Source organism: Amycolatopsis sacchari (genome assembly GCF_900114035.1).
Classification (GTDB): Bacteria; Actinomycetota; Actinomycetes; order Mycobacteriales; family Pseudonocardiaceae; genus Amycolatopsis_E; species Amycolatopsis_E sacchari.
This window is the reverse complement of sequence record NZ_FORP01000005.1, coordinates 323,947-341,942: the sequence shown is the minus strand read 5'-3', so window position 1 is coordinate 341,942 and position 17,996 is coordinate 323,947. Positions and strand designations below refer to the sequence as shown.

At 72.1% G+C, this 17,996-nt stretch carries 13 protein-coding genes and 1 pseudogene; 7 read left to right on the top strand and 7 right to left on the bottom strand.

The features are described 5' to 3' along the window. The first annotated feature begins 6 nt into the window (after positions 1-6). A complete protein-coding gene (locus BMZ92_RS11980; RefSeq protein WP_218153443.1) occupies positions 7-774 on the top strand; it encodes an SDR family NAD(P)-dependent oxidoreductase in 768 nt (255 codons plus the stop codon). Positions 775-844: 70 nt separating this feature from the next. Beyond that, the gene (locus BMZ92_RS11975; RefSeq protein WP_091506135.1) at positions 845-1,885 is read left to right on the top strand and encodes an amidohydrolase family protein; all 1,041 of its coding nucleotides are present in this window, start codon (positions 845-847) and stop codon (positions 1,883-1,885) included. A gap of 87 nt (positions 1,886-1,972) precedes the next feature. On the opposite strand, the gene BMZ92_RS11970 is transcribed toward BMZ92_RS11975, so the two are convergent. Then, entirely contained in the window at positions 1,973-3,214 is a 1,242-nt protein-coding gene (locus BMZ92_RS11970) for a PucR family transcriptional regulator (protein WP_091506133.1), read from the bottom strand. Positions 3,215-3,322: 108 nt separating this feature from the next. On the opposite strand from BMZ92_RS11970, the gene BMZ92_RS11965 reads away from it, so the two are divergent. The 3 genes from BMZ92_RS11965 to BMZ92_RS11955 are packed head-to-tail and all read left to right on the top strand — an operon-like array spanning position 3,323 to position 7,868. After that, entirely contained in the window at positions 3,323-5,332 is a 2,010-nt protein-coding gene (locus BMZ92_RS11965; RefSeq protein WP_218153442.1) for an acetate--CoA ligase family protein, read from the top strand. Further along, positions 5,329-6,582, top strand: a complete 1,254-nt coding sequence (locus BMZ92_RS11960; RefSeq protein WP_091506130.1) for an alkyl sulfatase dimerization domain-containing protein — start codon at positions 5,329-5,331, stop codon at positions 6,580-6,582. The genes BMZ92_RS11965 and BMZ92_RS11960 overlap by 4 nt, the downstream gene beginning before the upstream one ends. 5 nt (positions 6,583-6,587) lie before the next feature. Next, a complete protein-coding gene (locus BMZ92_RS11955) occupies positions 6,588-7,868 on the top strand; it encodes an MFS transporter (RefSeq protein ID WP_091506128.1) in 1,281 nt (426 codons plus the stop codon). A 5-nt stretch (positions 7,869-7,873) separates the two neighbouring features. On the opposite strand, the gene BMZ92_RS11950 is transcribed toward BMZ92_RS11955, so the two are convergent. Then, the gene (locus BMZ92_RS11950) at positions 7,874-8,896 is read right to left on the bottom strand and encodes an alpha/beta fold hydrolase (protein ID WP_091506127.1); all 1,023 of its coding nucleotides are present in this window, start codon (positions 8,894-8,896) and stop codon (positions 7,874-7,876) included. Positions 8,897-8,995: 99 nt separating this feature from the next. Between BMZ92_RS11950 and BMZ92_RS11945 the strand changes: the two genes are divergently transcribed. Both BMZ92_RS11945 and BMZ92_RS11940 read left to right on the top strand, forming a co-directional pair. After that, a complete protein-coding gene (locus BMZ92_RS11945) occupies positions 8,996-9,643 on the top strand; it encodes a class I SAM-dependent methyltransferase (protein ID WP_091506125.1) in 648 nt (215 codons plus the stop codon). A gap of 80 nt (positions 9,644-9,723) precedes the next feature. Continuing rightward, positions 9,724-10,335, top strand: a complete 612-nt coding sequence (locus BMZ92_RS11940; RefSeq protein WP_091506254.1) for a maleylpyruvate isomerase family mycothiol-dependent enzyme — start codon at positions 9,724-9,726, stop codon at positions 10,333-10,335. Between the two features lie 401 nt (positions 10,336-10,736). Here the strand turns inward: BMZ92_RS11940 and BMZ92_RS38800 are convergent. The 5 genes and pseudogenes from BMZ92_RS38800 to BMZ92_RS11915 form a co-directional block, all read right to left on the bottom strand. Next, positions 10,737-10,871, bottom strand: a pseudogene (locus tag BMZ92_RS38800) (helix-turn-helix domain-containing protein); the annotation flags it as partial. Positions 10,872-10,897: 26 nt separating this feature from the next. Further along, a complete protein-coding gene (locus BMZ92_RS11930) occupies positions 10,898-12,649 on the bottom strand; it encodes a sulfatase family protein (RefSeq protein ID WP_091506122.1) in 1,752 nt (583 codons plus the stop codon). 20 nt (positions 12,650-12,669) lie between these two features. Next, positions 12,670-14,079, bottom strand: coding sequence for a sulfatase family protein (locus BMZ92_RS11925; protein ID WP_091506120.1), 1,410 nt, complete (start codon positions 14,077-14,079; stop codon positions 12,670-12,672). Then, positions 14,079-15,593 (bottom strand): sulfatase family protein, encoded by a 1,515-nt coding sequence (locus BMZ92_RS11920; RefSeq protein WP_091506118.1) that lies wholly within the window; start codon positions 15,591-15,593, stop codon positions 14,079-14,081. The genes BMZ92_RS11925 and BMZ92_RS11920 overlap by 1 nt, the downstream gene beginning before the upstream one ends. Beyond that, positions 15,590-17,980 (bottom strand): beta-glucosidase family protein, encoded by a 2,391-nt coding sequence (locus BMZ92_RS11915; RefSeq protein ID WP_177228634.1) that lies wholly within the window; start codon positions 17,978-17,980, stop codon positions 15,590-15,592. The genes BMZ92_RS11920 and BMZ92_RS11915 overlap by 4 nt, the downstream gene beginning before the upstream one ends. Between the last annotated feature and the right edge of the window lie 16 nt (positions 17,981-17,996).

The following is a 17,996-nucleotide window of genomic DNA, read 5'->3' as shown; positions in this document are numbered from 1 at the left end:
ACGGACATGGAATTCGACGGACTGGTGGCGGCCGTGACGGGTGGCGCGTCGGGGATCGGGCTCGCGACGGCCAGGGAACTCGCGCGGCGCGGGGCGGCGGTCGCGGTGCTCGACCGGACGGTGGACGGGCTCGAGTCCGGTTTGGACGGTTACACCTGCGACGTCACGGACACCGCCTCGGTGCGGGCCGCGGTCGAGGGGATCGAGCAGCGGCACGGGCGGCTCGACGTGCTGGTGAACAACGCCGGGATCGGCGCGCAGGGCACGGTCGAGGACAACGACGAGACCGAGTGGCAGCGCGTGTTCGACGTCAACGTCACCGGCATCGCGCGGGTCAGCGCCGCCGCACTGCCCCTGCTGCGCAGGACGGCCGCCGCGGCCGGGCGCACTGTCGCGATCGTCAACACGTGCTCGGTCGCGGCCACCGCGGGCCTGCCCCAGCGCGCGCTGTACTCGGCCAGCAAGGGTGCGGTGCTCGCGCTGACCCGCGCGATGGCCGCCGACCACCTGCCCGAGGGCGTCCGCGTCAACTGCGTCAACCCCGGCACCGTCGACACCCCGTGGGTCGGCAGGCTCCTCGACGCCGCGGCCGATCCCGAAGCGGAGCGGGCGGCGCTCGAAGCGCGGCAGCCGACGGGCAGGCTCGTCACGGCCGAGGAGGTCGCCGCCGCCATCTGCTACCTGGCGAGCCCGGCGGCGGGCGCCACCACCGGTACCGCCCTCGCGGTCGACGGCGGTATGCAGAACCTGCGGCTGCGCCCCGGACCGCGGTGAGTCGGCAGCCTCCCTGTTTTCACTGATATCATCGTCTTGTTATCACTGGAAACAGCAGGAAGAGGCGGCAATGTCCGGCAAGATACGCATCGTGGGGCTCGAAGAGCACCTGGTCCTCCCCGTCGTCAGCGAAGCGTGGCAGAAGGCGGGTGTCACGGGCGGCGGACCGTACCCGCACGACCACCCGGTGATGCGGCGGCTGCGTGACGTCGGCGAGCAGCGGCTCGCGGACATGGACGAGCAGGGCATCGACGTCGCGGTGCTGTCGGTGACCTCCCCCGGGGTGCAGAACCTGCCGCCCGCCGACGCGGTGCCCGTGGCCCGCGAAGCGAACGACGCCATGGCCGAGATCGTCGCCGCCCACCCGGAGCGGTACCAGGCGTTCGCGACCCTCCCGACCCCCTCGCCCGAGGACGCCGCGGCGGAGCTGGAGCGGGCGGTCACCCAGCTCGGCTTCCGCGGTGCGATGGTCAACGGCCGCACCGGCGACAAGCTCGCCGACGCCCCGGAGTTCGACGACCTGTACGCGACGGCCGAACGACTGCGCGTCCCGTTGCACTTCCACCCGCAGACCCCGCTGCCGGCGGTGCAGCAGGCGTACTACTCGGGGCTGCCCGGCGCGATCGGCCCGGCGCTGGCGACCGCGGGCCTCGGCTGGTACTACGACCTCGGCGTGCAGTACCTGCGGATGATCTTCTCCGGGGTGTTCGACCGCCATCCCGGGCTGCAGGTGATCGCCGGGCACTGGGGCGAGGTCGTCCTGTTCTACCTCGACCACGTCGGGTACCTGCAGGAGATGGCCGGGCTGCGGCAGCCGCTGATCGACTACTTCCGGCAGAACTTCTGGATCGCCGGCAGCGGCACGGTCAGCGAACGCTACCTCCGGTGGACGGCGGAGGTCGTCGGCACCGACCGCATGCTGTACTCGACCGACTACCCGTACACCTTCGGCACCCGGCCCGCGGGCTTCCCGTACCTCGACACCAGCGGCGGCGTCGCCCGCTCCTTCCTGGACAACGCCCCGTTCACCGACGAGGAGAAGGCAGCCATCGGCGCGGGGAACTGGGAACGGCTGACCGGGCACCTGCCTGGTGCGACGGGAGTTGGGTGATCTTTTTTCGCTGCTCGCCTGAGTGCCCGGGTCCCCGGGCGTGACCGCCCTGCCGAGCGGCCCCACCCCCGCCCCGATCCTTGAGCGCTAAGGCAGCTGGGGATCGGGGCGGGGGTGGGCGGTGGGGCCGCTTTCGTTGCGTTGCCGGGTGTCCTGTAGGTGGGTGGTGGCTGCTGTTGCCGGGCTCAGTGCGGCGGCTAGGACCAGCAAGCCTTGTGCTGTGCGGGGGTTGGCGCCGGTGAGCGTTGTGATCCTCGACAGGCGGTTGTCCACCGTGTTGGGGTGGACGTGCAGGCGCCTTGCGGTTTCCCGGCGGTGGAAATCCGTCGCGAAGTAGGTGGTGATCGTCGTCAGCAGTTCCGGTTCTTCGCGCAGCCGGGCCGCGATCGACGCCAGGCGTGGGCGCGCTTCGCTGTCGTGGGCGATCTGGTATTCGAAGAGGCGGTCCTCCAACACTGCGACCTCGCCCGGTTCGCGTGTCAGCTCCAACAACTTTCTCGCCTGGTTCGCTGCCGTGGGAATGTCGGCCACCGTGGGGGCGTACGCGTAACCTGCGGTGATCGCGATCCCCGTGGCGCGCTGGAGTTTCGGCAGTACCGCACGGATCGCCGCTGGGTCCGATGTGGACGGTGCCAGGACCAGACCGCCACCGGGGTCGAGTGCGGCCAGCGCGTCCGGTAGTTCCCGGCGCAGGTGCTGGATCAGCCGGTGGACCTTGCGGTGTCCGGCGAGCCGCCTGCCGACCGTGTCCTCGACGGCTTCCGTGGGGTGTGCGGCGAGCCGTAGCGCGAGGATCCCGTAGGCGTCCGCGAGCCGGATCTCGAAGCGCGCGGCCAGTTCCGCCGCTGGTTCACCGGCGACGAGGGCGCGCACGACGTCCCGCATCGCCTCGCGTTCTTCGCCGTGGGCGGCTTCGGTTTCCTCCTGGTGCGCCTGGACGCCCGCGTGCGCCACCCGGTGGATGCACCGGAACAACGTCCCCGCCGCCTCGGCCGGCAGGTCCGCGGACACATCGGACAACTCCGCCCAGATCGCCTCCGCGATGAAGAAATACGCCTGCAGCAGCTCCGCCACCGGCAACCGTTCCGCACCCCGATCGGCACCCCGTTCAGCGAACAGCCGCAGCTCGTCCTCACGCGGGTCACGCCGCTCGCGCACCAGGCGCACGTACAGCCGCACGATCTCCCGGCAGGTGTGCGCCATGTTCAGTTCGAGGTGCTCCGGAACCACTCCGCCGTAGTGCGGTGAAGCCGCCGCGTACGCGTGCACGGCACGCTCGGCCACAGCCTGTGTCCGCCGCTCCAGCCGATCCCAGGGTGCTTGTGACATGTCACAGCAGCATAGCCGGAACCGTGGACGAAGAGCGCTTCCGCGGACGGATCACCAGCGGCGACAGTTGGAACAGTGTCCATGACGGCGATCACAAAGGAGTTTTCGTTGGAAGCCATCTTCCGGCCGAAGTCGATCGCGGTGGTGGGGGTCTCCGCCACGGACGCGGCGTCGTGGGGGCGTATGACCGTGCGGCGGCTGCTCGAAGGGGGCTACGGCGGGGAGGTGGTCGCCGTGGCCCGGGGTGAGCTGACGTTGCCGGGCGCGCGGGTCGTGCGCTTGCTGGCCGAGATCGGCCACGCCCCGGACCTGGTGGTGCTCGCGACGCCCGCCGCCACGGTGCCGGATCTCCTGCGCGAGGCCAGGGAAATCGGGGCAGGCGCGGCGATCGTGTACGCCGCGGGCTTCGCCGAGGGTGGCAACCGGGACCTGGAGGAAGAGCTGCGGACCGCCGCCGGGTCGATGCCGGTGCTCGGGCCGAACTGCCTTGGCATCGTGAGCCGCCCCGCCTCGGTGCAGCTGTCCACCACGCGCTTCCTGGACCGCGAGCGCGCCGACCCCGGTCCCGTCGCGATCGTGACGCAGAGCGGAGCGATGGGCTTCGTGCTCGCCGACCTGCTGGAACAGGCGGGCGTGGGCTACTCCTACTACGCGAGCGCCGGCAACGAGACGTGCCTGTCCGCCACCGAACTCGGCGCCTACCTGCTGGACCAGCCGGAGACCGGCGTGCTGGTGCTCTACCTCGAAGGCGTGCGGGACGCCGCCGGCCTGCGTGAACTGGGGCGCCGGGCGCGGCGGGCGGGCAAGGCCATCGTGGCGCTGAGCGTCGGGCGCAGCGCCGCGGGCAGGCGGGCCGCGCTGTCCCACACCGCGGCGGTCGCCGGGGACCACCTGCTCCTCGCGTCGCTGTGCCGTCAGGAGGGCATCCACCTCGTCACCGACGACGAGCAGGTCGTCGACGCGGTCCTGTGTGCCCGCAAGCGCGTCACGCTGCCGCCCGCGCCCCGGCTGGCGGTGCTGACGATGTCGGGCGGGGCGGGCGGGGTGCTGGCCGACGTGCTGACCTCACTGGGCGCCCGTGTCCCACCGCTCGGCGAGCAGACCCGGGCGCGGCTCGCGGAGATCGGTGGGATCGGGGCCACCGACGCCAATCCCGTGGACCTCGGCGGGAACTTCGACCGGGCGCTCGACCGGATCACCGGCCTGCTCGGCGTGCTCGACGCGGCCCCGGACGTCGACGGCATCGTGCTGTACCTGACCTTCGGAGACCGCTTCCTCGACACCTACCGCACGCTCGCCGGGATCACCGCGGGGCTGTCCACCCCGGCCTGGTTCGTGTGGGCCTGCGCGCCACCCGGCGAGCTCGCCCGGCTGGCCAGCCCGGAAACGGTGCTGCCGAGCATCGGCGCGCTCCGGCGGCGGCTGCGGGTGCTGCTGCCCGATCCCCCGTCGGCCGAACCCACACCGAGTCGTGGGGATTCGCGGCAGCGGGTGGTGTCGGAACTGCACGCGGCGCCGGTGCTCGCGGAGGCCGGGATCGCCCACGTACCAACGGTTTCCGCCCCCAATGCCGCCGAGCTGGCCGAAGCCGTGCGGGACTGGCCGGGTCCGTTCGTGCTCAAGGGTGACGCGGACGACGTGCCCCACCGTGCCCGCCACGGGCTGGTGCGGATCGGGGTGACCGCGGGTGAACTGCCCACGGCCGCCGCCACGCTGGCGGAACGGCTGGCGGAGGTGTCCGCGGACCCGCGGCGGATGCTCGTCGCACAACCCCTACTGGCCCACACCCGTGAGGTCGCGCTCGGCGCCGTGCGCGACCCGGTCTACGGCACGGCGCTCCTGCTCGGCGAGGGCGGTGACCGCGCCGAAGATCCCGCCGCGCCCCGGCGTGCCCTGCTGCTGCCCGCGGACGACGACCAGCTCGCGGAGCTCGCCACCTGGGCGGAGTCCGTCCTCGGGGTGCCCGCCCCGGCCGCCCGGTCGGCGCTCGCCGCGGTCGTGCACCTGCTCACCGCGGAACCGGACATCGCCGAGATCGACGTGAACCCGTTGTGCCTCACCGGCGACGAGCTGGTCGCCGTGGACGCCTTGATCACCTACTCGAAAGGACAGCCGTGACCGAACTCCTGGACTACGCCGACCGCGTCTGGCGCGGTGAGGCCGACCCCGGCTTCTTCCACACTGGACGGTTGCGCAAGGACGGCCTGCACGAGATCGCCGAGGGCGTGTGGATGTGGCCCGCCTTCGGCAACGTCTACCTGTTCCCGACCGAAGAAGGCCTGTTCTGCTTCGACACCGGCGAACAACGCACCGCGAAAGACCTGTTCAACGCCACCCGCGCCCGCACCGACGCGCCCCTGCACACCGCTGTCTACTCGCACGGGCACCTCGACCACACGCGCGGCGTCGTCCCGTTCGACGCCGAGGGCGGCAGGCGGCCCACGGTGATCGCACACGAGAACCTGCCCGCGCGGTTCCGCCGGTACGCCGCCACCGCGGGCTACAACACCGTGATCAACGAACGCCAGTTCCAGGTTCCCGTGCGCTGGCCGGAAAACCACCGCTACCCCGACGTGACGTACCGCGACACGACGACGGTGCGCGTCGGCGAGCTGGACGTGCACCTGCGGCACGGACGCGGCGAGACCGACGACGCGACGATCGCCTGGCTGCCCGAGCGCCGGATCCTGTGCTGCGGCGACTTCTTCATCTGGGCCTCGCCCAACCCCGGCAACCCGCAGAAGGTCCAGCGCTACGCGGGCGAGTGGGCGCGGAACCTGCGGTGGATGGCGAGCCTCGGCGCGGAGCTCCTGCTGCCCGGCCACGGCGTCCCGGTCGTCGGCGCGGACCGGGTGCGAGCGGCGCTCACCGACACCGCGGAGTTCCTGGAGACGCTGCACGACCAGACCCTCGAAGCGATGAACGCGGGAGCGACCCTCGACGAGGTGATCCACGGTGTCACGGCCCCGGCCGAGCTGCTGGCCAAGCCGTACCTGAAACCGTCCTACGACGAGCCGGAGTTCGTGGTGCGCAACGTCTGGCGGCTCTACGGCGGCTGGTACGACGGCAATCCCGCGCACCTCAAACCCGCCCCCCGCGAGGACCTTTCCCGCGAGCTCGCGGCCTTGACCGGCGGCGCCGACCGGCTCGCGGAGCACGCCAAGGACCTGCTCGCCGCGGGACAGCACCGGCTCGCGGGGCACTTCGCCCAGCTCGCCGCCGACGCCGAACCGAAGAACCTCCACGTGCACGCGATTCGCGCGGAGGTGTTCGCGGCGCTGGAAGCCGCCTCGACGTCGACGATGGCCAAGGGCATCTACGCCTGGGCCGCCAGGGAATCGCGCACACTCGTCGACGAGGAGGGCTGAGGGCCATGGACCTTTCCGCGACCCGGTCCACGGCGGCCCGGGCCACCACGGGGACACCGGGCGCCGGCCGCGCCTGGCTGATCACCTTCCTGCTGCTGGCGTTCATGCTGATCAACTTCGCGGACAAGGCCGTGCTCGGGCTGGCCGCGAAACCGATCATGCACGATCTGCACCTGTCCCCCAGCCAGTACGGCCTGCTCTCCAGCGGTTTCTACTTCCTGTTCAGCGTTTCCGCCGTCGTGGTCGGGTTCGTGTCGAACCGCGTGGCGACGAAGTGGGTGCTGCTGGTGATGGCGGTGGTCTGGGCGCTTTCGCAGGTGCCCGTGCTCGGCGGCGCCGGGTTCGGGGTACTGCTCGCCTGCCGGGTCGTGCTGGGCGCCGCCGAGGGCCCGGCGAACCCGATGGCGATGCACGCGGCCGCCAAGTGGTTCCCGAACGAGAAACGCAGCCTGCCCAGCGCGATCCTGAACATGGGCTCGGCCATCGGCGTGACGCTCGGCGCGCCGCTGCTGACCGCGGTAATTGTCCACTATGGATGGAGGTGGGCGTTCTTCTCCCTGTTCGCCGTGGGCATGGTGTGGGTCGTGGTGTGGGCCGTCCTCGGCAGGGAGGGCACCGTCGTGGACACGGCCGCGCCCACCCCGGCCGACGAGCCCGCGGTGCCCTACCGCCGCATCCTGCTGAGCGGCACGTGGCTGGGCGGGTTCGCCGCCGGGTTCGCGGCCTACTGGACGCTGGCGCTGCTCACCGCGTGGGTGCCGCCGTACCTGGAGAACGGGCTCGGCTACAGCGTCAGCACGACGGGCACGCTCGTGATCCTGCCGTGGGCGGCGCTGGCCGTGTTCAACCTGGCGCAGGGCGCGGTGACGGAGTGGCTGATGCGGCGCGGGGTGCCCAGCCGCCTCGCCCGGGGTGTGCTCGGCGGTGTCGCGGTCGGGGTCGCCGGGCTGGCGATGCTGCTGTTCCCGCTGGCGGGCGGTGCGGTGCGGCTGGCGCTGCTCACCCTCGCGTTCAGCCTCGGCGGGATCGTGTTCGCGATCGTGCTGACGGTGAACGCGGAGATCAGCCCGGTCCGCAGGCGCGGGGCGGTGCTGTCGATCAGCATCGGCCTCATCACGACGGCCGGCCTGCTCGCGCCGTACGTGACCGGCCGCATCGTCGAAGCCGTGGGATACACGCCGGCGTGGGTCGTGGCGGGCGTGCTGTCGGTCGTGGGCGGCCTGCTGGCGGTGCTCTTCGTCCGCCCTGAGCGCGACGCGCGGCGGCTGGGGCTCCGGGCGGGGTAGCCCGCTCAGATCAACCCGGACCGCGCCGCGTGCACCGCGATCGCGGTCCGGGTCGGCAGGCCGAGCTTGGTCCTGATGTTCGCCACGTGGCGGTGGACGGTGTGGGCACTGATCCCGAGCCTCTCCGCGATCTCCCGGTCGCTGAGGCCCCCGGCGACCAGGCGCAGCACCTCGACCTCGCGGCCGGACAGCCCGCCGGTGGCGGGAGCGCGGGGGCCCGCGCCGAGGAAGTCCCGCACGGCGCGCACGACCGACTCCACGTCCCCGCGCCACGGCAGGTGGTCGTCGCCGTCGAGCGGGACGAACGTGGCGCCGCCGACGCGAGCTGCCACGTCCTGGCCGAGCCGGAACGGGATCGCCCTGTCGTCACGCCGGTGCACGACCAGAGCCGGGGTTTCGAGCGTGCCCAGCCGGTCGCGCACGTCGAAGCCGTACAGCGCGGCGAGCGAGGCCGCCGCGCTCTCCGGGGACGCGCTCGCGCGCTGGAGCCGGACGAACTCCTCCCGCTCGGCCGCGGTTCCGCCCGGCAGGAAGACGTCCGCCAGCAGGCGGGAACCCACGCCCCAATGCCGCGCGACGGCCGCCAGTATCGAGTCCCGCGCCTCGGCGGTGGCGATGTCGGCGCCGTGCGCGTAGCTGCCGTACAACACGAGGCGGTCCACGCGCTCCGGGTGTTCGGCGGCGTAGGCGGCGGCGACGCAGCCACCGGACGAGCCGCCGAACAGGGACACCCGCTCCCCCGCCTCGTCGACGACGGCGCTGAGCACCGCGACCTCCTCGGCGAGGCTCGTGGGCGGCGGGCCGGTGCGCCCGGACATGCCGGTGCCGGGCCGGTCGTACCGGATGAGGGTGAAGCGGTCGGTGAACAGTTCGGTGAACCGCCGGAACAGCGGGTTGCGCCAGTCCAGTTCCAGGTGCCCGCACCACCAGCCGCCGAGGACCAGCGGCGGGCCCGAACCGGCGCACGCCCACGCGACCCTCCGGCCGCCCGCGGCAGTGAAGCGCACCACCTGGTCCCCGGCCCGCATCGGCACAGTCTAGGCGCTGCCGTGGCCCGGTCCGGCCATGCGCGGAATGGCGAAGACGGGCGATGCGCGTGGTGGCCACCGGCTGGTGGACTGGCCGTCATGACCGGGAAGAAGAGAGCGGCGCGGGACGGGGTCTGGGAACGGTTCGGCGCTTTCGTGTACGAACCGTTCATCCACCGCGGCGAACGGCTGGGCATGACCGAACGCCGGGCGGAACTGCTGCGTGGGGCGCGGGGCAGGGTGGTCGAAATCGGCGCGGGGACCGGGCTCAACGTGCGGCACTACCCGCGGGAGGTCGATCAGGTCCTGCTCACGGAGCCGGTGCCGGCGATGTACCGGAGGCTGTCCCGCCGCGCGGCGGGCCGGGAGTCGGTGCACGTGGTTCAGACCACTGCGGACGCGCTGCCGGTGCCCGACCACAGCGTCGACACGGTGGTGTCCACGCTCGTGCTGTGCACGGTCCCCGAGGTCGACCGCGTGCTCGCCGAACTCGTGCGCGTGCTGCGGCCGGGCGGCAGGCTGCTGTTCTGCGAGCACGTGCGGGCCGAGGACACCAGGCTGGCCCGCAGGCAGTCACGGCTGGCCGGGCCGTGGGCCGCGTTCGCCCAGGGGTGCCGGTGCGACCGCGACACGCTCGGGCTCATCGGCCGGCGCTTCGAGACCTTGGACGTGGACACGGCGGCGTGGCGCGGGATGCCGTCGGTGGTCCGCCCGCTCGTCACGGGCGTGGCGCGGCCACTCAACTGAGGTCTCCCCGGCTCGACGGCGATCGCCTCGTGCGGTAGGTGTCGTAGGTGCACCTGAACCGTGACGCGGAGGGAGGAGCCGTGCTGCGTTCCCGGAAGTGGGTCGAGGACGGTACCCGGTTGTTCACCGCACAGGTGGCCGCCCTGGACGAGCAGGGGATGGCGCAGCCGAGCCTCCTGCCCGGCTGGACGCGCAAACACGTCGTGGCCCACGTCGCCGCCAACGCGGAGGCGCTCGGGAACCTCGTGCACTGGGCGAAGACCGGCGAGCCCACCCCCATGTACCCGTCTCGCGAACAACGCGACGCCGACATCGAGGCGGGTGCCGCGCTTCCCGCGTCGCGGCTGGTGGCGTGGCTGGAGGAGGCGGTGCGCGAGCTGGACACCGCGATGGACGGCCTGTCCGGCACCCGGTGGCAGGCCGAGGTCCGCACCGCGCAGGGCAAACCGGTGCCCGCCACGGCGATCCCCTGGCTCCGGGCCCGGGAGGTCTGGCTGCACACCGTCGACCTCGGCACCGGCGTGACCTTCGCGGACCTCCCCGGCGAGTTCCTGACCGAGCTCGTGGCGGACGTCCAGGCGCAGCGCGGGCTCACCACCGTTCCCGACGGACCGCTGCCCGAGGTCGCCGCCTACCTCACCGGGCGCCCCCACTCGCTCGTGAACGCGCCCGACCTCGGGCCCTGGCTCTAGGTGTACTTGGCCGTTACGTTGGGACGGCGTGGTATGCGCACTCGGTTTGGAGTGTTCGGTACTGCAGCGGCGAAGTCGCGGGAGATGACGTAGTTCTTGGCGTTGTCGGTCAGGATTCGCTGGACGCGGGGGATGCCGTGGTCGGCGAACCAGGCGGCGGCGCGAAGCAGGAAGGCCGTGCGGGTGCGGGGTGTTGGTAGCGGATCGTGGTGTGGCGGGTAGCGCGGATGTGCTGCCCGGTTAACGGGTCGCACTCAGCCAGCCGGGGAATCCCGCAGCGGGCCAGCACGCGTGAGACCGTGCGGACCGGCACACCGGTGGCCTGGCTGATGCGGGGGGCCGGCACCGCATCTGTTGCCGGGCGGTGACCACCTGAGTTTCGGTCTCCGCGCTGACCCGGGTCGGCGAGTGGTGTGGACGGCTTGAGCGACCAGGTCGACCAGGCCTGCCGGTCCTTCCTCGCGGTAGCGGCGCACCCAGCGGTGCGCACACTGCCGCGACACCCCCAACTCCTTCGCGACATGCGCCACCGGTCTGGACCACACGCCGACGTCCCAGAGCACTACATCCAAGCAGCCCCTCCCGCGGCCAGTTCCTTCGCCAGCTCACGCAGGGTCGCCGCCGGGAGCACGCCGCGGCGGGCGAGGTCCAGGACGCTCGTCGTCGCCGGGAGGGTGACCAACTCCGTCCTGGTCAGCTCCGGCAAGTGCCGTTCCAGCACTGCACGCAGCTCCACCCGGTCCCGCAGCTCCGCCAGCGGCGCGCCGAGCAGGTCCCGCGCGGGCAGGTCGGCCGGCAGCGGCTCGGCGAGTGCCGCCGCCCTCGCCGCCTGCGCGCGGACCAGCAGGTGCTCCGGCCCCGGTTCGCCGTCCCACGGGATGCCGAGCCGCTCGAACTGGCTGCGCGGCGCCTCGTTGTCGTGCATCAGCCGGGCCAGCAGCCGGAGCATGCGCAGCTCCGTCTCGTCGTCGGGGATGGGGTGCTCCTGACCGGGATCGGCTTCGAGGTCGAACAGCAGCGTGCCGTGCCGCCACGGGTTCATCCAGCCGCCGCTGGCCGGCACGCGCATCGTCCGCAGCCCCTTGGTGAAGGAGAACGGCTCGGCCGGTTCCCACGCGGACAGCTCACGAGGCGAGAACCGTGCCCTCATGCGCGTCGGCATCAGCGTGTACTCCTCCAGCGGGCCGTTGTCCTCGCTCACCGCGGCCCGCATGTACACGAACCGGCCGTCGGTGACGTTCACGTGCCCGCCGTGAACCCCGAACAACGCACCCGAACGCGTGCGGCCCGGCGTGCCGAGGTCCGAGCCCTGCATGTCCGGCGGCGGTTCGATCCCGAAGAACCCCAGCACCGTCGGCGCGATGTCGATGGTCTGGCACAGCTCTCCGCGCCGCGTGCCCGCCTCGCCTGTGCGCGGGTCCCACAGGAACATCGGCACGTGCACCAGTTCGCCGAACCACGGCGGCATGCCCTTCGCCCACCAGCCGTGTTCGCCGAGCAGGAACCCGTGGTCGGTGTTGACGATCAGCATCGTGTCGCGCCACAGGTCGTGCTCGTCCATGAAGTCCAGCACCCGGCCCAGCGAGCGGTCGCACATCGACACGAGCGCCGCGTACTCCAGCCGCGCGTGCTCGACCTGGTCCGCGGGTTCGGTCACCTTCGCGTACGGCGGCCAGTCGAACTCCGGGCCGTCGTAGTCGTGCGGGTACAGGTCCTTGTACCGCTGCTGCGTGAAGAACGGCTCGTGCGGGTCGAACAGCTCGAGCTGCAGCAGCCACCGGTCGGCGTCCACATTGGACTCCAGGAACTCCAGCCCCGCGTCGACCGTGCGGGTCTGCGGGTGCTCCGCCTCCGTCGGGAGGTACCGGCGGTTGATCGCGTCCTGCCGCCGCAGCGCGCCCTGCACCCCCGGCCCGGCGGCGGGGGCGTCCACGATCCCCTTCCACGGGTCGCCTTCCTGGCCGCGGAAGAACTCCCACGTCGAATACCGCGTGTGGTAGGTCGCGCCGCCGTCCTCCCAGTAGTGCGGGTGGTCCGACGCCAGGTGGGTGTGCACCCCGGCGTCCTGCAGCAGCTGCGGCATCGAATCGTCGAACGGTTCGAGCGGGCCCCAGGCGCGGTGCAGGAAGTTGTACCGGCCCGTGTGCAGCTCCCGGCGCGCCGGCATGCAGGGCATCGACCCGGCGTAGAAGTTGTCGAAGGTCACCGACTTCTCCGCCAGCCGCGTGAAGTTGGGCGCCTTGACGAACGTGTCGGCGTACGGCGGCAGCAGGTGCCGGTTGAGGCTGTCGAACATCAGGATGATCGCGCGCATACCCGTCCTTTCGGCGGTCGTCACGGGGTGGGCAGCTCCACCTTCGGCCTGCGGGGATCCGGCGTGTACGGGATGACGTCGGCGGTTTCCAGGTACCAGCGCAGGATTTCGTCGCGCATCCGCTGTTCGACCGCGGCGTGCTCGGGCCTGCCCGCGAGGTTCACGCTCTCGTGCGGATCAGCGACCCGGTCGTACAGCTCAGGTCCCTCGTACAGGCGGTGCACGTAGGTCCACGACCGGTCCCGCACCGCGACCACCTTGCCGACCAGCCGGGGGTTCGCGTGCTGCAGCTCGCCCTTGCGGTCGTAGGGGTAGGCGGGCCGTTCCAGCTGCGGCTCCTCCTCGACGGTGAACCCGGCTTCGGAGAAAGCGTATTCCCGGTGCACCTCCACCTCGCCCCGAAGCCGCGGCAGGAGGCTGCGGCCGAAGTGGCGATGCGTGTCATCGGGCACGTCGCACAGCTCGAGCAGCGTGGGGAACACGTCGATCAGCTCGACCATGTCGTCCACCACCTCGCCCTCGGGGACGCCCGGTCCGGCGATGATCAACGGGTCCCGCGTGATGTTGGGGCTCATCGACGTCGGCCACTTCTCGACGAGACCGAAGTCGCCGAGGTACTCGCCGTGGTCGGCGAAGAAGGCGGTGACCGTGTTCTCCCCCGCCGCCGCGAGAACCCGGCCGAGGTGATCGTCCATTCTGGACACCATGGCGTAGTAGGTCGCGATGATCTCCCGCCACTTCCCCGGCGTCATGCGGTCCAGCCCGTAGCCCTCGCGGATCGCCTGGTGGAAGGCCGGTTCGCCGGACCCCGGCGGCAACGGGTCCGGCATCTCGTCGCGGTCGTACATCGAGAACCACGGCTCGGCCGCCTTGAACGGCACGTGCGGGGCGAGCAGCGGGACGAACAGCACCCACGGTTCGGGCGGCGGCTTCGCCAGCCACTGCTCGGCGGACCGGATGGCCGCCTCGTCGAAGTCGACGCTCTCCTCGGCCCGCCCCAGGTAGAAGGTCCGGGCGGCGAGATCGTCGTCATAGTCGGCCCGGGCGGGCCAGGTCACCCCCGGCGGCACCGAGAAGCCGTACTCGTGCACGCTGGCCTCGGTGCCGCCGGGCGCGAACGTGTCGCCCCGCTCCCCCACCCACGTCACGTGGTAACCGTTGTCCTTGAACGACTTCAGGAAGTTCGGCTGCTCGGGGCGCAGCAGGTGGGTGAGCGTGCGGTGCCCGGCCACGTGCGGGTACCAGCCGGTCAGGAACGACGCCCGGCTCGGCGAGCACACGGGGTGCTGCACGAAGGCGTTGGTGAACCGGGTGCCCCTCGCGGCGAGCGCGTCGAGGTTCGGCGTGCGCACGTGCGGGTTGCCGAAGCAGCCGACGGCGTCCGCGCGCAGCTGGTCGGGCACGAACACGACGACGTTGGGGCGTGCCATCAGCGGCCTTTCGGAACTCGGAGTGTGGGCAGCGGGGCCTGCGCGTGCCAGGAGACGGTGACGGCACCGTTGTCCGGGTGCAGGCGGGCTTCGAGGTCGTCGGCGAGCGCCGCGCGCCCGGTCGCCCTCAGGTGCGCCGCGTACTCCTCCGGCTTGCTGTAGAGCGTCGGCCCGGTCTGCAGGGAGGTCTGCATCGGGTCCGGCAGCGCGCCCGGCGTGCCCGCGTACCGGTGCCACCACTCGAAAAGGTGCGAGCGCATCCTCATCAGCAGGTCCGGTTCCTCGGCGCTGAGGTCGTGTTCCAGGTGCGGGTCACGGGTGACGTCGAACAGCGACTCCCACTCGGCGCGGAACGAACCGGGGTGGTAGGTCCGGATGTAGAGGTGGTCGCGGGTGCGCACGGAACGCTGGAACGTGTGCGCGCCGTGGCCGAGCACGAGGTACTCGCGTTGTTCGATCGGCTCGCCCCGCAGCGCGGGCGCGAAGGACCGTCCCTGCCACTTCTCCGGGATTTCGATGCCGAGCAACTCGCAGATCGTCGGGGCGTAATCGATGTTATACAGCAGGGAATCGTCGCTGCCCCGCTCGGTGACGCCGGGCCAGTGGACGATCATCGGCAGCCGGTGCACGGGTTCGCTGGCCAGCCCGTGCTCGCCGTAGGAACCCAGTTCCCCGAACGCCTCGCCGTGGTCCGCGCTCACCACGATCGCCGTCTCCTCGTCGAGCCCGAAGTCCTCGATCGCCTTGAGCAGCCTGCCGAAGTGGTGGTCCCAGTACAGGATCGCGCCGTCGTAGCCGTTGATCATGTGCACGAAGTCGGCGCGGGTGCGGATCTCCTCCGGCAGGTTGTGCGGCACCGGCGACGGCCGCGAGCCACCCGCGTAGTGCAGGTCGAGCGCGGTGCGGGGGCCGTAGATCTCGGCGTGCCGGTCGATCGCGGCCTGGTCGGGCCAGTCCGGCGGAGGCCCGCTTTCGGCCGCCCGCTGTGTCCACTCCGGACCCTGGAGGTAGTCCATGTGCGGGTCCCAGTAGGTGATGTGCAGGTAGAAGTCCTCGTCCCGGTGACGGGAGATCCAGTCCACGGCGGTGTCGGTGACGATCTCCGCGGGCTCGTTGCCGATGTCCGGCGTCGCCTGGATGTGCTCGCGGAAGTTGCCCTCGAAGAAGTACGCGCGGTGGCGCTCGGCGAACGACGACACCGCCGCCGTGCGGTAACCCGCTTTCGTCAGCACCTGCCCCAGCAGCGGGCGCCCGGGGTACGGGCGGTGCCCGGTGTCGAGCCGGAACCGCGCGGCCTCGCCCGCATGCCCGACGACGCCGTTGGTGATGCCGAACTGCCCGCTGGTCAACGCGGTGCGCGAGGGCAGGCACGGCGAGTCGGAGCAGTAGTACCGGTCGAAGCGGACGCTCCGCTCGGCGAGCCGGTCGAGGTTCGGCGTGATGGACCGCTGGTAGCCGTACGGCCCGGTGTGGTCGGGCCGCAGGCTGTCCACGTCGACGTAGATGATCTTCATGCCACCTCCACCTTCCCGGTCAGCGGGAGGTCCGCGCTGGACGTGCCCACGTGGACCAGGAACGTCCCGGGCTCCACCTGCCAGCCGCCGTCCCAGTGGGACAGGGCACGCGCCCCGATCCGCACGACGACCTCCACGGTCTCCCCCGGTTCCGCCCGGACCACCGACCACCCGGCGAGCCAGCGCACGGGGCGGTCCAGCTCGCTCTCCGGCCGGGACAGGTACACCTGCACGACCTGCTTGCCCGCCCGCGTCCCGACGTTGGTCAAGCGGACCGCCGCCGTCAGTCCTCCCCCTGCGGGGACCGACTCGGGCACGTCGAGGTCGTCCAGGCGCCAGGTCGTGTAGCCGAGCCCGTGCCCGAAGGGGTAGGCCGGTTCGCGCCCGGCCCGCAGCCACGCCCGGTAGCCGATGTGCACGCCCTCGGTGTAGTCGAGGACGCCGTCGACCGGATCGGTGGACAACACGGGCACGTCCTCCTCGCTCGCGGGCCACGAGGTGGGCAGGCGACCGCCGGGCTCGGCGACGCCGAGCAGGACGTCGGCCAGCGCGTGCCCGAACTCCTGCCCGGGGAACCAGGTCAGCAGCACCGCCGCGACCTGCTCGCGCCACGGCATGAGCACGGGCGAGCCCGAGTTGACCACGACCACGGTGCGCGGGTTGGCCGCGGCGACCGCCCGCACGAGGTCGTCCTGCCGTCCCGGCAGCGCCAGCGACGTCCGGTCGGCCCCCTCCGTCTCGACCCGTCCCGTGGTGCCGACCACCACGAGCGCGACCTCCGCCGTGCGGGCCGACTCGACGGCTCTCGCGATCTCGGCGTCGGGGTCGTCCACCGCGGGCTCGATCCCGAACGCCAGCGACACCGAGCCCGTGCGGCCGGCGCGGGTGGTCAGGTCGTGCACGACCCGCAGCTCGACCTCCTGCTCCTCGACCAGCTCCGCGACGCCGGACTCGGCGGGCGGCGCGAACAGCCCCGTGCCGAGGAGGTCCCCGGTCCGGTCGGCGGTCACCACGGGCACGCCATCGACGGACAGCGTCGTGCGGCCGACCGCCGCTACCCCGAGCACCGTGCGGCCCCCGGTTTCGGGCCGGTACCTCGTCACGATCTCCAGCGTCACCGCGCCGGCCGCGCTCGTGCCGAACCAGATCAGGTCGGTGGAGAACCGGTCCTCGGCGAACACCTCGCCGCCGTCGGCGTCGAGGAAGCGCACCCGCACACCCGGTTCGCCGGTGACCGGATTCGTCAGGCGCGCTAGGGGAAGCGGCAGCGGGCCGTCGGTGATCACCGCACCGGTGTCGTACCGGACGTCGGCGCCGGAAAGCGCTTCCCGGAGCCCCGTCAGCACGGGCACGGTCGTGGGCGGGGCCACCTTCGCACTGCCACCGCCTTGCGTACGCGCCACCGTCGCGGCCTGCCCGGACACCGCGACCGACCGCACGCCGCGCCACGGCAGCTCGCCGTTTTCGTTGCGCAGCAGGACCATGCCCTCGGTCGCCGCCACCCTCGGCAGGTCACCCGGCGGCGGTGGCGGCGTGGAGAGAGCGCTTTCTTCGCCGAGCGCGCCGACCTTCGACGCGAGCCAGAGGATGCGGCGCACCTTCTCGTCGATCACCGACTCCGGCACCCGCCCGTCTCGCACCGCGCGGGCCAGCTCCTCGCCCCACGGTCCGTCCGGCCCCGGCATCGCCACGTCCTGCCCGGCGAGCGCGCTGGCGACCGTGGTGCGCACCGCCGTCCAGTCGGAGATCACCGGGCCCTCGAAGCCCCATTCGTCCGCCAGCGGGCTGCGCAGCAGGTCGTTCTCGGTCATCGCGGCGCCGTTGACCCCGTTGTACGCCGACATGATCGCCCAGGCCCCGCCCTGCACCACCGCCAGCTCGAACGGCAGCAGGTACACCTCACGCAGGGTGCGCTCGCCGACCCGCACGTCGACCGTATGCCGCTCGTTCTCGGAGTCGTTGGCCACGTAGTGCTTCGGCACCGCCGCCACGCCGTACTCCTGCAGGCCCCGCACGTACGCGGCGGCGAGCACACCCGACAGCAGCGGGTCCTCGGAGAAGCACTCGAAATGCCTGCCGCCCAGCGGGCTGCGGTGGAGGTTGATCGTCGGCCCGAGCACCGCGTGCACCCCCTTGCGCCGGGCCTCGCCCGCGAGCACGGCGCCGTACCGCGCGGCGAGCGCCTCGTCCCAGCTGGCGGCGAGCGCGGTGCCCGACGGCAGGTTCAGCGACGGGTCGCGCTCGTCCAGGTGCTCGCCACGCACCCCGGACGGCCCGTCGGACATCAGCATCGAGCGCAGTCCCACGGCGGGTTCCGCCGCGGTGCGCCAGAAACTGGCCCCCGTGAGCAGTCGGATCTTCTGGTCGAGATCGAGCCGGTCCGGCAAGACGTTCCTCCCCTTG